The sequence below is a fragment of the Stenotrophomonas sp. genome, assembly GCF_032066555.1.
Lineage (GTDB): Bacteria > Pseudomonadota > Gammaproteobacteria > Xanthomonadales > Xanthomonadaceae > Stenotrophomonas.
This window is the reverse complement of sequence record NZ_DAMBKV010000002.1, coordinates 246,252-261,530: the sequence shown is the minus strand read 5'-3', so window position 1 is coordinate 261,530 and position 15,279 is coordinate 246,252. Positions and strand designations below refer to the sequence as shown.

Annotated in this window: 10 protein-coding genes; 8 read left to right on the top strand and 2 right to left on the bottom strand. The window is 63.8% G+C overall.

Going from position 1 to position 15,279, the window contains the following annotated elements:
- Positions 1-65: 65 nt before the first annotated feature.
- From RT131_RS04395 to mutS, 8 genes are all read left to right on the top strand, one after another.
- Positions 66-1,499, top strand: a complete 1,434-nt coding sequence (locus RT131_RS04395; protein ID WP_313170610.1) for a GGDEF domain-containing protein — start codon at positions 66-68, stop codon at positions 1,497-1,499.
- 97 nt (positions 1,500-1,596) lie between these two features.
- Positions 1,597-2,718: a metallophosphoesterase gene (locus tag RT131_RS04390; RefSeq protein WP_313170609.1), complete on the top strand. Its 1,122-nt coding sequence runs from the start codon at positions 1,597-1,599 to the stop codon at positions 2,716-2,718.
- A gap of 210 nt (positions 2,719-2,928) precedes the next feature.
- A complete protein-coding gene (locus RT131_RS04385; RefSeq protein ID WP_313170608.1) occupies positions 2,929-4,347 on the top strand; it encodes a DcaP family trimeric outer membrane transporter in 1,419 nt (472 codons plus the stop codon).
- 105 nt (positions 4,348-4,452) lie between these two features.
- Positions 4,453-5,802 carry an arginine/agmatine antiporter gene (adiC, locus tag RT131_RS04380; RefSeq protein ID WP_313170607.1) on the top strand — a complete coding sequence of 450 codons (1,350 nt, stop codon included), beginning with the start codon at positions 4,453-4,455 and terminating at the stop codon, positions 5,800-5,802.
- Positions 5,803-5,831: 29 nt separating this feature from the next.
- A complete protein-coding gene (locus RT131_RS04375; protein WP_313170605.1) occupies positions 5,832-8,120 on the top strand; it encodes an Orn/Lys/Arg decarboxylase N-terminal domain-containing protein in 2,289 nt (762 codons plus the stop codon).
- Positions 8,121-8,452: 332 nt separating this feature from the next.
- Positions 8,453-9,358, top strand: a complete 906-nt coding sequence (locus RT131_RS04370) for a cation diffusion facilitator family transporter (RefSeq protein ID WP_313170604.1) — start codon at positions 8,453-8,455, stop codon at positions 9,356-9,358.
- Entirely contained in the window at positions 9,355-10,689 is a 1,335-nt protein-coding gene (locus RT131_RS04365) for an amino acid permease (RefSeq protein ID WP_313170602.1), read from the top strand. Before RT131_RS04370 ends, RT131_RS04365 begins: the two co-directional genes overlap by 4 nt.
- Before the next feature lie 125 nt (positions 10,690-10,814).
- Positions 10,815-13,370, top strand: coding sequence for a DNA mismatch repair protein MutS (mutS, locus tag RT131_RS04360; protein ID WP_313170774.1), 2,556 nt, complete (start codon positions 10,815-10,817; stop codon positions 13,368-13,370).
- Positions 13,371-13,582: 212 nt separating this feature from the next.
- Here mutS and RT131_RS04355 read toward each other — a convergent pair whose 3' ends face one another.
- Both RT131_RS04355 and RT131_RS04350 read right to left on the bottom strand, forming a co-directional pair.
- Positions 13,583-14,206: a glutathione S-transferase family protein gene (locus RT131_RS04355; RefSeq protein ID WP_313170600.1), complete on the bottom strand. Its 624-nt coding sequence runs from the start codon at positions 14,204-14,206 to the stop codon at positions 13,583-13,585.
- A gap of 74 nt (positions 14,207-14,280) precedes the next feature.
- Positions 14,281-14,967, bottom strand: coding sequence for a YafY family protein (locus RT131_RS04350; RefSeq protein ID WP_313170598.1), 687 nt, complete (start codon positions 14,965-14,967; stop codon positions 14,281-14,283).
- Between the last annotated feature and the right edge of the window lie 312 nt (positions 14,968-15,279).

Here is a 15,279-nt window from a genome sequence, read left to right as displayed (position 1 = left end):
CTCAAAAACCTGTTGTTGCTGCCGATAATAATCGGCTGCCTCTTGGCACTTTACTGGTCGTACGCATGAATATCGCTCCCGCACCACCCCCTGACACCGACAGCAGCGCTCTGGCCGATGCCTGGAAACAATGCCTCGACGCCGCCGGTGTCGAGGCGAGCCAGATCCTCGCGGGCCTGGCCGACGCGCATGCCGCTGAACTGGCCGCGCATTTTTACAAGGTCATGATGAACGACGCGCGTGCCTCACGCTCGATGTCACATGATCAGGTGCGGGTACGACTGCAGCCGGCCATGCAGCGCTGGGTCAGGGACCTGCTGCGCGCCACATCCGACAACGTCGAGCAGTTGATCGCCAACCAGCGTGTCATCGGCGATGTGCATGCACGCGTGGGCATCCCGGTAGACCTGGTTACCCGTGGCACCCGCGTGCTGAAGCAACGCCTGTTCCAACTGATCGGCGAGCAGGCCGGACACGGCGAGGCCGCACACACCGCCATTGCCAGCCTCACCGCATCGTTCGACATCGCGCTGGAGGGTATGACACTGGCCTATTCCAACGCACGGGAACGTTCCTCACGCACGGATGCCGCCTACCGGCTGTTCTCGCTGGTACAGAATGTGAGCACCGAGCGCGAACGCCAGCGCGCCCTGCTGCTGGATTGGGAAAACACGCTCCTGTATGCGTTGGCAGCGCAGGGCGACCTGGGCAGCTTCCAGACCCTGGCCCGTTCCGAGTTCGGCCTTTGGTTCAACCACAAGGGCATTCCCAGCTTTGGCGAGAGCTCCGAAACCCGCCAGATCAGCGGTCTGATCCAAGACGTCGACCAATTGCTGCAGCACACCCTGCAGCAGGACAGCGATCCGGCCGCGCGTACCGCGCAGCTGCAGGAGGTGCGCTCCAAGGTCAGCCAGATCCGCACCTTGCTGGGCATGTTGTTCGAGCGCATCGGCGAGCTGGATGCCGGCTGCGATGCCTTGACCAACCTGCTCAACCGACGCTTCCTGCCCACTGTGCTGCGCCGCGAGATCGAGCTGGCGGAAAAGTCTGGCGACAGCTTTGCCGTGCTGCTGCTGGACCTGGATCACTTCAAGGCCATCAACGACGAGCACGGCCACGAAGCCGGCGATCGTTCACTGCAACACGTTGCCGGCATCCTCAGCCAGTTCACCCGTGGCAGCGACTATGTATTCCGCTACGGCGGCGAAGAATTCGTCGTCGTACTGGTGGCAGTGGAAGAACGCCAGGCCATGGTGATTGCCGATGGCCTGTGCCGACGCCTGGTCGATACGCCAGTCACCCTTGCAGATGGCCAGCTCCTGCCCATCAGCGCCAGCATCGGCGTTGCCTTGTATGACGGCCACCCCGACTACGAGCGGGTGATGGCACGTGCCGACGCCGCCATGTACCAGGCCAAGAAGCAGGGCCGCAATCGGGTCGTACTGGGCAGCGATGCCTTGCCCGCCGCCCCGGGCCGCACCGCTTTGCGTCGCGACTGAGCAGCAACCAACACCAACCGATAGCACATGCTACCGGGGCAACGACCGCATAGGCTGCAGGCGGGTGCAACCGGTCACCCGTCTTTGGAACCCTGCCATGCCCCTCCTCCGCGCCTTGCTCATCCTGCTGCTGTGCAGTGCCCTGCCCGCTCTGGATGCCAACGCCCGCGAGGTCCCGCAGCCAGCGGCGCATGTGCAGGCCGATGGCCCCTACGTGTTCCGCGATGGCAAGCGTGTACGGGCGCAATGGATCTGCGACGACCAGGTGATTTCGCGGAGGATAAGGGCGAGGCGCGACATCTCTCGTGCTGTCGCGCCGGAATGCGGCTATCCGCATCCCTTGCATATCACCCCACTCGCCACTCCAGCCGCCGCGGTACTGCCCGCGGTGCCGCGCATCGTCGCCGTCTCCGACATCCACGGCCAATACGCGCTGCTGCAGCGGCTGCTGCGCGCCAACGGCGTGATCAATGACGAAGACAACTGGGCATTGGGCAAGGACACCCTGGTCGTCGCTGGCGACGTATTCGACCGTGGTCCACAGGTCACCGAAGCCTTCTGGTTGCTCTACAGCCTGCAGCAGCAAGCGGCACAGGCCGGCGGCGCAGTCCATTTCGTGCTCGGCAACCACGAAACCATGGTTCTGTATGACGACCTGCGCTACGTCAATCCCAAGTACCTGCGCAGTGCCCAGCTGCTCGGCCGCAGCTATCCGCAGCTGTATGGCGCCGACTCGGTGATCGGGCAATGGCTGCGCACCCGCCCGGTGCTGCTGCGCATCGGCGATACATTGTTCCTGCACGGAGGCATCTCGCCCGACGCACTGCAACTCGCACTCGATCCAGCGGCCACCAACGCCGCTTACCAGGCCTCGCTGGGTCGGCCCAAGGCGGAGGTGAAGGCAGATCCGGTCACTGCACCGCTGTACGACGGCAAGACCAGTCCGATCTGGTACCGCGGCTATTTCAACGGCCAGCTGGATACAACCGGCGTGCAGGGAGTGCTCGACCGACTGGGACTCACCCGCATCGTGGTCGGCCACACGTCGATGCCACATGTCAGCAGTTTCCACGGTGATCGCATCATCGCCATCGACAGCAGCATCAAGGACGGCGAGAACGGTGAGTTGCTGTTCATCGAGGATGGAAAACTCAGCCGCGGCCTGTTGGATGGCCGCCGCGTGCCGTTGGAAATCGGCCGCGTCGAAAGCGAAGACTAAATCGCTACCCGCGTCAGGTACGTGCCGTTTATGACATAAGGTTTCATCCTAAATTCACGTAGCCATAACCCCGCCTCGACCATGGTAAATGGGCAGGCTTCACGCAGGCATGAGGGAGGCATCCAGCGCGTCGCCACGTGGGCAATCGGTGAAATGGCGGCTGGGATCCGTCCCGGCCGTGAGAGGTGTTTTTTCTCCACGGAACAGGCGATGAAACCACTGACGCTGGCCACATTGTTGCCACTTGCGTTGTTGCCCTGCGCGGCGAGCGCGCAGGACTCCGTCGCCGCACTGCGTGCGGAGATCGTCCAGGCGCAGCAACACCTGCAATCACTCAATGCACGGCTTGATGCGCTTGAGCAGGGCCAGGCCAATCCAGCCCCAACCTCCACGGTTCCGGCAGCACGGGCTACCGTTTCATCATCAACGACGGCACCCCCGCGTAACGAGGCAGCGCCGCCGGCCCAGACCATCCTGCCCGCCCGTGATTCGGTTGCCGACCCTTCCACCGCCGCCTCGCGCCCGGACAACGCACCTTCGCCAAACGACCCCGAACTGAAGGGTTTCATTGCCATTCCCGGCACCGACACCATGATCCGACTCGGTGGCTACGCCAAGCTCGATGCGATTGCAGACCGTCGCGCCGCCGGTGACACCGAGCAGTTCATTCCCTCATCAATCCCGGTCGACAGCCCGCATCGCGATGTCTCGCACTTCGGGATGCATGCCAAGCAGACCCGTTTCAGCTTCGAGGCACGGCGCCCGACCACACACGGCAAGCTGCGCTTCTATCTGGAGAACGATTTCTTCGGCAGCAGCGACAGTTACCAGTTCCGCCTGCGCCACGCCTATGGCCAGCTGGGCAATACCTATGCCGGCTACGGCTACTCCACCTTCATGGATGCAGACTCCCTGCCGGACACCCTGGATTTTGCCGGCCCCGGCGCGGCCGCATACCTGCTGGTAGCCGGCATCCACCACAGCTTTTCGCTGGGCAAGGGCAACAGCTTGACCGTGGCCGCGGAAGACCCGGATTCGCAACTGGCAAATACCGGGGACAGCGACAGCAGCACCGAGCACCTGCCCGATGTCAGCCTGATCGCCCGCATGGAACGCGACTGGGGGCACCTGCAGCTTGGCGCGGTGCTGCGCAGCCTCGGCTACGACGGCGATGGCCGCAGCGACCGCACGTTCGGCGGCGGCGTGCAGCTGAGCGGCTCCTACGCCGTGGCCGAACGCGACCTGCTGTTGTTCGGCCTGATCGGCGGCAAGGGCATCAGCCGCTATACCGCGGACCTGACTGGCTCCAACCTGGATGCAGCCATTGACGCCGACGGCCGGCTGAAGGCGCTGCCGCTGCGCGGTGGCTTCTTCGGCTACACCCACTACTGGTCGGACCTGTGGCGCTCCAACCTGATCTATGGACAGCTGCAGATCGACAGCGCTGACGCACTGGCCAGCGACGCCTTCCGTCGCAGCCGCTACGCCGCACTGAATCTGCTATGGAGCCCAGCACCATCCTGGACCATGGGCATGGAACTGCTATACGGCCAACAGCAACTGCAGGACGGCCGCGATGCGGACACGCTGCGCCTGCAGGGCAGCCTGCAATACAACTTCATCAAGTAGCAGGCAGCCGACGCCCGCACAAGCCATGTGCAGCTCGCCACCCAACGATTCACGCAATGCCCTTCCCATCGAATTACCCGGTGCAGCCGGCGAAAGGAGATAGTCATGGCAGGTCAGAAGAAAATCGGGGTCGTTGGCGCGACCTTCCTGGTGGCAGGCAACATGATGGGCTCAGGCGTCTTCCTGCTGCCTTCCAGCTTGGCAAAAATCGGCACCGCCTCGATCTGGGGCTGGCTGGTCACCACCGCCGGCGCGCTGTTGTTGGCCTTTGTATTCGCAAAACTCGGCAAGCTCGCGCCAAAGGCAGGCGGCCCCTATGCCTATGCGCGTGACTGGTTCGGCCCATACATGGGTTTCCAGACCAACACCATCTACTGGTTCGCCAATTGGATCGGCAACGTTGCCATTCCCATTGCCGCGGTGGGCTACTTCAGCTACTTCTTCCCGATCCTGTCCGAACCGCTGCCACGCTGCATCGCGGTGCTGCTGCTGGTGTGGGCCCTGAGCTTCGCCAACGTCATCGGCCCCTCCTTCGTCAGCCGCGTACAGACGGTGACCACCAGCTTTGCGTTGGTGCCGATTCTTGGCATTGCCATCTTCGGCTGGTTCTACTTCGACCCCACCATCTTCAAGGGCGCCTACAACGTTTCCGGCCAATCCAACTTCGGTGCGGTATCCAGCGCCGCTGCATTGACCTTGTGGGCCTTCATCGGCGTGGAGTCGGCCTCGGTCACCGCAGGTGTCGTGGAGAACCCGGAGAAGAACGTGGCGCGCGCAACCCTGGCAGGCGTTTTCCTCGCCGCGATTGCCTACATCGCCAGCTCCTCGGTAATCATGGGCATGGTGCCCAATGCCGACCTGCAGGTCTCCGATGCACCGTTTGCGCTGGCAGCGGCCACCGCGGTCGGCGGCTGGGGCGGCGCGCTGGTCAGTCTGTGCGCCTTCCTCGGTGCAGCTGGCTCGTTGGGCGGTTGGATCCTGTTGACCGCGCAAAGCGCCAAGGCAGCCTCCGATGACGGTTTGTTTCCCAGCGTTTTCAGCAAGATCAACAAGGATGAAGTACCGGTCAAGGGCGTGTTGATCGTTGCCGTGCTGATGACGATTGCGGTGCTGATCACATCGACCTCGGAGACCGCGTCCGCCCAGTTCGACGTGATCACATCCGCGGCGGTGGTACTGACCCTGCTGCCTTACATCTATTCCTGCGTGGCGTGCTACTTCGTGGTGGAACGCTCGCATACCATCGCCCACACCGGTGCGTTCTGGGTACTGACCAGCATCACCGTCGTCTACTGCCTGTGGGCCATCTATGGTTCCTCCGGCAGCATCGTCCAGTACGCGTTCCTGTTCGTACTGTTCATCACCGTGTTCTATCCATTCTTCAGCGATGAGCGCCGCAAGCAGCGCCTGGCCAAATTCACTCCGACTGGCACCGCCCGTGCCAGCACGAACTGATCCCCCGCTCGGTAGACAGGAACAACACCATGTACTTCAAATCACTCGACTACCCGATCGTCATCATCGATGCCGACTACGAATCGCCGCGCATCGCCGGCATCCTTATCCGCGCCCTCGCCGAAGAGCTGCGCAAGAGCGACCAGCGTGTACTCACCGGCCTGAACCTGGACGATGCCCGCGCCGGCGCACGCACCTACGTGGCCGCCTCGGCGGTACTGATTTCCATCGACGGCACCGAGGACGATGACGACCAGTTCCAACGCCTGCTCGCCTTCCTGCGCGAGCAGAGCCAGCGCCGCGCCGATTTGCCGGTATTCCTCTACGGCGAACGCCGCACCATCGAGAAGATACCGAGCAAGCTGCTCAAGTTCGTGCACGGCTACATCTTCCTGTTCGAAGACACCAAGAGCTTCATCGCCAGGCAAGTGATGCGCGCGGCCGACGACTACATGGCCAAGCTGCTGCCACCGTTCTTCAAGGCGCTGATCCATCACTCGGCCCAATCCAACTACTCCTGGCATACCCCCGGCCATGCCGGCGGTGTCGCCTTCACCAAGTCGCCCGTTGGCCGTGCACTGCATCAGTTCTACGGCGAGAACACCCTGCGCAGCGATCTGTCCATTTCGGTGCCGGAGCTCGGCTCACTGCTCGACCACACCGGTCCGATCCGTGATGCCGAAACCGAGGCGGCGCGCAATTTCGGCGCCGACCATACCTTCTTTGTCACCAATGGCACCTCCACCGCCAACAAGATCGTCTGGCATGGCACGGTGGCGCGGGGTGACATCGTGTTCGTCGACCGCAACTGTCACAAGTCGCTGCTGCACGCACTTATCATGACGGGCGGCATCCCGGTGTACTTCACCCCCAGCCGCAATGCCCACGGCATCATCGGGCCGATCAGCCTGGACCAGTTCTCCGGCGAGGCCCTGCAGAAGATGATCCAGGCCAACCCCCTGGCCAGCAAGGCCGCCAAGCCCGGGGTGAAACCGCGCATTGCGGTGGTCACCAACTCCACCTATGACGGGCTCTGCTACAACGCCGAGAAGATCGCCGACAACCTGGGCACCGCGGTGGACTTCCTGCATTTCGATGAAGCCTGGTACGCCTATGCCGCGTTCCATCCCTTCTACGAGAACCACTACGGCATGGCCAAGGGCAAGCCGCGTGAGCAGGACGCCATCATCTTCACCACCCACTCCACGCACAAGCTGCTGGCCGCGTTCTCGCAGGCCTCGATGATCCACGTGCGCAATGCCGCTACCCGAGAACTGGATGCGGAACGCTTCAACGAATCCTTCATGATGCACACCTCCACCAGCCCGCACTACGGCATCATCGCCGCCTGCGATGTTGCCTCCAAGATGATGGAAGGTGACGCAGGCAAATCCCTGGTGCAGGAAATGCACGATGAGGCCGTCGCCTTCCGCCGTGCAATGCTGCACGTCAGTGAGGATCTGGGCCGCGATGACTGGTGGTTCAAGGTCTGGCAGCCCGACGGCGTGGAGCGCACCCTGGCCAAGGGCGACAGCAGCAAGCCGATGGTCACCTCGCGCCCCGATTGGTACCTGCGCCCGGATGCGCGCTGGCACGGCTTCGACAACCTCGCCGATGACTATGTGCTCATCGATCCGGTAAAGGTCACCTTGCTGACACCCGGCCTGTCGATGGACGGCGAGATGGGAAAACTGGGAATACCTGCGGCAATTCTCAGCAAATTCCTGTGGTCGCGCGGCATCACCGTGGAGAAGACCAACCTGTACTCGGTGCTGTTCCTGTTCTCGATGGGCATCACCAAGGGCAAGTGGAGCACCCTGGTCACCGAGTTGCTGGCATTCAAGGACCTGTACGATGCCAACGCACCGCTGAGCCAATCACTGCCCAGCCTGCTCGAAGACAATGCCGCTGCCTACGTCGGTTGGGGCCTGCGCGATCTCTGTGCAGCCCTGCATGAGTTCAACCGCGAGTTCCGCGTAGCCGAGGTGATGCGCGAGATGTACGTGGAGCTGCCGGAGCCGGTGATCACACCGGCCGAAGCCTATAACCATCTGGTGCGTGGTGAGATCGAGCGGGTGGACATCGACCAGCTCAGCGGCCGCGTTGCCGGCACCATGCTGGTGCCCTACCCGCCTGGCATTCCGACCATCATGCCGGGCGAGCGTTTCGGCGCCAGCGACGATCCCATCATCCAATCGCTGCGCATCGCCCGCGAACAGAATGCACGCTTCCCGGGGTTTGAATCGGATGTGCATGGCTTGATCATCGACAACAGCGGGGAGAAGCCGAGTTATCGGGTGGAGGTTCTGAAGGTTTGACCCCGAAGCAAAAGCAATACATGCCTTCCCTTCTCCCGCTCGCGGGGTTGAGAACAGGCGTGTGCGAGCCAAAGTCCCGTGCCTGTTCGTACGCCCCGCGTGCTACGCGGGGCCGGGGCGCGGAGCGAGGTGCCCTGCAGGCGCAGATGAGGAGAGCCTTTGGCTCTTGGCTTCCTGCACTTTGGCCTTGGCTTTGGCTCCGCTCTGCTCAGATCAAAATCTGCGCCACGTGCTTTCAAAGCACCCTCACCCCAACCCCTCTCCCGTAAACGGGAGAGGGGCTTTTAGAGCCTAGCTCCCCTTACATTGCTATCGGGCCGCCGACCAACCAGATGACCAGCACCCGCCAGGAACAACGCGTATTGAAACTTTCCATCGCGGCGACCGTGCTGGTCGCTGCGATCGGCTTCTTTGGTGGCATGCTCGCCCGCTCGCAGGCCATCCTGTTCGATGGCATCTACAGCCTCGTGGATGTGGCGTTGACGCTGGTAGCTCTGGCCGTGCTGCGGCTGATGGCCCGCGAACAGAGTCCGCGCTTCCAATACGGTTTCTGGCATCTGGAGCCGATGGTCGAGGCGCTGGGCGGCGCCATTCTCAGCCTGGCCTGCATCTATGCGCTGGCCAATGCGGTCATCGGCTTCAGCGATGGCGGCCACGAAACCCGGGTTGGCCCTGGCCTGATCTGGGCCGGCTTACTGGCGGTGGTGGACCTGGCAATGGCCATATGGATTGGCAGCCATGCACGGCGACTGCAATCCGGCCTGCTGCGTCTGGACGCACGCGCCTGGCTGCTGACCGGATTGATGAGCCTTGCCGTGGTGCTCTCGTTCGTCATTGCACTGGCATTACACGGTGGCACGCATGAGCACTGGATTCCCTACCTTGACCCCTTGGTGCTGGCCTGTATCGCTTTGGCGACGCTACCAGTGCCCCTGCTTGGCGCATGGAAAGCCGCGCGCGAAGTCCTGCAGGTAGCCCCCAGCGAACTGGACCAACTCGTGCAACAGGTGATGCAGACGTTCGTCGCCAGGCATCACTTCGAAGGCTTCACCAGCCACGTCGCCAAGATCGGCCGCATGCAGTTTGTCGAAATCCATATCCTGACCAGGCCCGATACCCAGCTCGGCTGCATCGGTGATGTCGACCGCCTGCGTGATGAAATCGCATCGCAGCTGGATGCACGCTCGGGACGCTTCTGGCTGACCATCGACTTCACTTCCGACCCGGCCTGGACATGAGCTCACCCGCCCCGAAGAAGATGGGCCTGACCATGGCGACCATGCTGGTTGCCGGCAACATGATCGGCACCGGGGTATTCCTGCTGCCGGCCAATCTGGCCACCGTCGGCAGCATCTCCTCGTTGGGCTGGCTGATCGCCACCGCTGGCGCCATCGCCCTGGGGCTGGTGTTCGCCCGCCTGTCACAACTCGATCCGCAGCCCGGCGGCCCCTATGCCTACGCGCGCGACGCCTTCGGCAATTACATCGGCTTTGTCAGCAATTACGCCTATTGGTTCGGCAACTGGATCGGCAATGTCGCCATCGCCCTGGTGGTAACCGGCTACCTGAGCCACTTGTGGCCGTGGCTGCAGGACGTCCATCCGCGATTGGGCTTCACCCTCGCCGTGATCTGGCTGCTGAGCCTGGCCAACGCTCGCGGTGCCCGCTGGATCGGCGCCCTGGAGACCGGCACCTTGCTGCTGGCCCTGATCCCGATACTGGGCATCGCCGTGTTCGGTTGGTGGTGGTTCGATCCAGCACTGTTCAGCGCCGGCTGGAACGTCAGCGGCATGGGGGACAGCGCCGCCATCTCCCGCAGTGCCTCCATCGCCTTGTGGGCGTTCATGGGAGTGGAAAGCGCGGCGGTATCGGCCGATGTGATCGACAACCCCAAGCGCAACATCCCACTGGCCACCCTGCTTGGCTTGGCGCTGGCGGCAGTGATCTACATCAGCTGCTCGCTGGTGATCATGGGCATCGTGCCAATGGCACAGCTGCGCGACTCCTCGGCACCGTTTGCCGATGTCGCGCAGTTGATGATCGGCCCTTGGGGCATGCTGGTGATCGCATTGTGCGCGATCCTCAAATCGGCCGGCGCGCTGGGCGGCTGGATGCTGCTGGTCGGCCAATCGGCGAAGGCGGCAGCCGAGGATGGTCTGTTCCCCCGGGTGTTCTGCCGACTCAACAAGCACGGCATGCCCGGCGCCGGCCTGATGATCGTGGCGGTACTGATGAGCGCGCTGCTGCTGGCCACCTCCTCGCCTACCCTGGCCCGCCAATTTGATCAGCTGACCAACATCGCCGTATTGCTGACCATCATCCCCTATCTGTTCTCGGCGGGTGCACTGATCTGTTCCACGCTGGAACGCGGTGAACAGGGATGGATGCGCGCCGCCTGCCTGTTCACCGCCGCCGCAGCGGTGGTTTACTGCCTCTACGCGCTGCTCGGCGCAGACACCCAATTGCTGGCCTATGCCACCGTCGCGGTCCTGTTCAGCGCGGCCCTGTATCCCTTCTTCCGCCAGCGGATGCTGCAGGCCGGCAAGGGAGCGACAGCCGGGCACGGATAGTTCCCACGCCGACGGTTCGTGCTGCGCCGGGTCAGCCCCTACAATGTTGCCTTTGTGGCAGCCCCCTGCCCGGCAATGGAAGTGGAACCCGCGTGACCGAGAAGAAGCCCGAACATACCCCGTTGATGAAGCAGTTCTTCGCAGCCAAGTCCGAGTACCCGGACCTGCTGCTGTTCTTCCGGATGGGCGATTTCTACGAACTGTTCTATGACGACGCGCGCAAGGCCGCGCGCCTGCTCGATATCACCCTGACCCAGCGCGGCAGCTCCGGCGGTGCGCCGATCCCGATGGCCGGCGTGCCGGTGCATTCCTTCGAAGGCTATCTGGCGCGGCTGGTGGCAGTCGGCGAGTCGGTGGCGATCTGCGAGCAGATCGGCGACCCGGCCTTGGCCAAAGGCCTGGTCGAACGCAAGGTAGTGCGCGTGGTCACCCCCGGCACCGTCACCGACGAGGCCCTGCTGGACGAACGCCGCGATACCTTGCTGATGGCGCTGTCGCGCAGCAAGGCCGGCTACGGCCTGGCCTGGGCCGATCTGGCCGGCGGTCGCTTCCTGGTCAATGAAGTAGACAACGACGACGCGCTGGAAGCCGAACTGGCCCGGCTGGAACCGGCCGAACTGCTGGTGCCCGACGAGGAAAACTGGCCGGAGTTCCTGCGCCACCGCAGCGGCGTGCGCCGCCGCGCACCGTGGCTGTTCGACGCCGACAGTGGTCGTCGCCACCTGCTGAACTTCTTCAAGCTGCACGACCTGAGCGGCTTCGGCATTGACGACAAGCCGCGCGCCACCGGGGCCGCCGGCGCCCTGCTCGGCTATGTCGAGGAAACCCAGAAGCAGCGCCTGCCGCACCTGACCGCCATCGCGATGGAGAACGCTGGTGAAGCGATCGCGATGAATGCCGCCACCCGCCGTCATCTGGAGCTGGATACGCGCGTTGATGGCGACACCCGCAACACCTTGCTCGGCGTGCTCGACAGCACGGTCTCGCCGATGGGCGGGCGCCTGCTGCGGCGCTGGCTGCACCGCCCGTTGCGCCTGCGCAACGTGCTGCAGCAACGCCACCATGCCGTAGCCACGCTGATCGATCGCGGCGCCGATGCCGACCTGCGCGACAGCTTCCGCGCGCTTGGCGATATCGAACGTATCTTGACCCGCATGGCACTGCGCTCGGCGCGGCCGCGCGATTTCTCCACCCTGCGTGATGGCCTGGGCCTGTTGCCGGCCATCAACGCGCAGCTGGACACGCTGGATTCGCCGCGCCTGCAGCAGTTGCGCGCCGAGCTGGGCTCGCACGATGAAAGCGCGCACCTGCTGGCCAGCGCCATTGCCGAACAGCCGCCGCTGAAACTGTCCGACGGCGGCGTGATCGCCGAAGGCTACGACGCCGAGCTGGACGAGCTGCGCCGCCTGTCCACCCATGCCGACCAGTTTCTGATCGACCTGGAGGCGCGCGAGCGCCAGGCCAGCGGCATCGCCACCTTGAAGGTCGGCTACAACCGCGTGCATGGCTATTACATCGAGATCAGCAAGGGCCAGGCCGACAAGGCACCGGTGCACTACACCCGCCGCCAGACCCTGACCAATGCAGAGCGCTACATCACCGAGGAGTTGAAGAACTTCGAGGACAAGGTGCTGTCGGCACGCGAGCGCTCGCTCAGCCGCGAGAAGCTGCTGTACGAAGGCCTGCTCGACATCGTCGGCGAGCAGTTGGAGCCCTTGAAGCGCTGTGCCGGTGCCTTGAGCGAGCTGGACGTGCTGGCTGCATTCGCCGAGCGCGCGCAGGCACTGGACTGGGCGCAGCCGGAACTGCAGGAAGACGCCTGCCTGCGCATCGAGCGCGGCCGCCACCCGGTGGTGGAAGCAGTGCGCGAAGCACCGTTCGAGCCCAATGACCTGGACCTGCACCCGGACCGCCGCATGCTGGTCATCACCGGCCCGAACATGGGCGGTAAGTCGACCTATATGCGGCAGAACGCACTGATCGTGCTGCTGGCGCATATCGGCAGCTTCGTGCCGGCCAGCCGTGCGGTGATCGGCCCGATCGACCGCATCCTGACCCGCATCGGCGCCGGCGACGACCTGGCCAAGGGCCAATCCACCTTCATGGTGGAAATGGCCGAGACCAGCTACATCCTGCACCACGCCAGCGCGCACTCGCTGGTGCTGATGGATGAAATCGGCCGCGGTACCTCAACCTACGACGGCCTGGCCCTGGCCGACGCGGTGGCCCGCCACCTGGCCTACCAGAACCGCTGCTACACCTTGTTCGCCACCCACTACTTCGAGCTGACCGCGCTGGCCGACGAGAGCCACGAAGGCGGCGCCAGCGGCATCGCCAACGTGCATCTGGATGCGGTGGAACACGGCGACACCCTGGTGTTCATGCACGCAGTGAAGGACGGCCCGGCCAACCGCAGCTTCGGCCTGCAGGTGGCGGCGCTGGCCGGCCTGCCCAAGTCGACGGTAGCGCAGGCGCGCCGCCGTCTGGCCGAGCTTGAACAGCGCGGCGGTGAAACCCAGAGCGCGGCGATGGCTCCACAGGCCCTGGATGCGCCGCAGCAGTTTGGTTTGTTTGCCGCGCCGAACTCAGCGGCTCTAGATGCACTGCAGGCGATCGATCCGGATGAGCTGACACCGAAGCAGGCGCTGGAAGCGCTGTACCGGGTGAAGTCTCTGATCTGAGCAGCAGCGGCCCTGTAGTGCCGAGCCATGCTCGGCATGAAGCCCCACCTGTAGTGCCGAGCCATGCTCGGCAAGGGACTTTCCCGGCACCGCTCAATGCCGAGCATGGCTCGGCACTACAACTGCCACTCCCTCCCTTTGGCCGAAGGGCAAGGGGAGGGTTGGGGAGGGGTTGGCTCTTTCCGCCTTTCGAGCAATCCCAGCCTCGCGGCTTACGCCGCTCCTACAAGCGGTAGCAAGGCATCATCCAACTCGCCCGCACGCACCGACGCCGGCCGCTGCAGATGGACGGTGTAGTAATCCGTGAACACCGGCTTGGCCTCAAGCTGGCCCATGCTGACGAAGTAGCTCAGGAACGAGGCCATGTACAGATCGGCGACGGTGAAGCTGTCACCCACCAGATAGCGCTTGCCGGCTACTGCCGTTTCCAGTGTGCGAATCAAATCCTCAGCGCTGCCGTAGCCTGCCTCCATCGGCGGCGCCAACGTGCCATGACGTAGATCGGTAACGAAGGCCTCCAGTGGCCCGGCCGCAAACAGCACCCAGCGGTAGCACTCGCCGCGCTCGGCAGTTCCAACTGGCGGCAACAACGCCTTGGCCGGCGCCAGATCAGCCAGGTGCAGGCAGATCGCGGCATTCTCGGTGATCACCGTCTTGCCCTGCAGCAAGGCCGGCACCTTGCCCATCGGATTGATCGCCAGGTACTGCGCGGACTTCATGCTGGTGCCGTATTCGAGCATGACAGCGTCGTAGCGCAGGCCGGTCTCCTCCAACATCCAGCGGGTGATGCGGCCGCGCGAATGCGGATGGGTGTAGAAGGCGAGCGTGTCGGTCATGTCAGGCACCTGCGTTTGTTGGGAGCCGTCAGTGTGCGCAGGGGCTGCTGACAACCGCTGTCAGCAGTGATGCATCAATTGTCCATCATGCATTGCGTGCGCCAGCGCTTCAGCAACTGATGGCGCTGCGCCGGATAGCGTTGCGCAGTGTCCTCCAATGCCAACAATCGATCAGCGCGGAAGTGGCGGAAATCACCGCGCATCTCGCACCACGCCGCCAGCATGCGTACATCGGCCATGAAGGCCATCGCGAACGGCCAGATCATGCGCTCACTGACCCTGCCCTCGACATCGCGATACTGGATGCGCACGGCGTTGCCGTCGCGGATGGCACGGCGCAGAGCCGGCAACCATGGCTCCGGTGGCACCGCGTGCCAGTGCGGCGCGAACAGGCCGCTGGTTTCGACCTGCAGCCGCAGCGTCTCCGGTAACACGCCAATGACACGCTGCAAGGCCGTGTCGGCGGCAGCCGCCAGTTCAGGGTCGCCGTGCGACGCCACCCAACGCGCGCCCAACAACACCGCTTCAAGTTCTTCGGCGGAAAACATCATCGGCGGCAACAGGAAGCCCGGCCTTAGCTGATAGCCGACACCAGGATCACCCGCGATATCGGCGCCCTGCCCGCGCAACGCATCGATATCGCGATACACGGTGCGCAGGCTCACCTCCAGCCGCTGCGCCAGCTCGGCGCCGCGCACCGGCGTGCGGCGCCGCCGCAATTCATCCAGCAGGTGCAGCAATCGGGCGGCGCGTTGGCTCATGGGTGGATCCGGGACAGTCAGCTGGCCAGCATAACGGCTGGCAGCCGGTGGATTGCTCCCGGGGCTTCAACAGAGCGCATTTATGTCGGCAAGCTGAGCAATAGATAAGCCCTATCAAAGCGAACGTTTCATTTGATTACTCATTTAACGCTTCCATGGTTACAGTCGGTGAAAGCAAAACCCCAACGCCAGCAGGAGCCAGCCATGAGCAATGACACCAAGCCCACCTGTCCGTACCACACGGCCCCCTCCCCCGAGCAGGCCGCACAGTCGCAGCGCGATACCAGCACCACGCCTGCACAGAAGCATGGC

Excerpts from the sequence above, each read along its gene's own strand:
- RT131_RS04395 (WP_313170610.1), top strand. The coding sequence starts at position 66 with ATGAATATCGCTCCCGCACCACCCCCTGACACCGACAGCAGCGCTCTG.
- RT131_RS04390 (WP_313170609.1), top strand. The coding sequence starts at position 1,597 with ATGCCCCTCCTCCGCGCCTTGCTCATCCTGCTGCTGTGCAGTGCCCTG.
- RT131_RS04385 (WP_313170608.1), top strand. The coding sequence starts at position 2,929 with ATGAAACCACTGACGCTGGCCACATTGTTGCCACTTGCGTTGTTGCCC.
- adiC (WP_313170607.1), top strand. The coding sequence starts at position 4,453 with ATGGCAGGTCAGAAGAAAATCGGGGTCGTTGGCGCGACCTTCCTGGTG.
- RT131_RS04375 (WP_313170605.1), top strand. The coding sequence starts at position 5,832 with ATGTACTTCAAATCACTCGACTACCCGATCGTCATCATCGATGCCGAC.
- RT131_RS04370 (WP_313170604.1), top strand. The coding sequence starts at position 8,453 with ATGACCAGCACCCGCCAGGAACAACGCGTATTGAAACTTTCCATCGCG.
- RT131_RS04365 (WP_313170602.1), top strand. The coding sequence starts at position 9,355 with ATGAGCTCACCCGCCCCGAAGAAGATGGGCCTGACCATGGCGACCATG.
- mutS (WP_313170774.1), top strand. The coding sequence starts at position 10,815 with ATGAAGCAGTTCTTCGCAGCCAAGTCCGAGTACCCGGACCTGCTGCTG.
- RT131_RS04355 (WP_313170600.1), bottom strand. The coding sequence starts at position 14,206 with ATGACCGACACGCTCGCCTTCTACACCCATCCGCATTCGCGCGGCCGC.
- RT131_RS04350 (WP_313170598.1), bottom strand. The coding sequence starts at position 14,967 with ATGAGCCAACGCGCCGCCCGATTGCTGCACCTGCTGGATGAATTGCGG.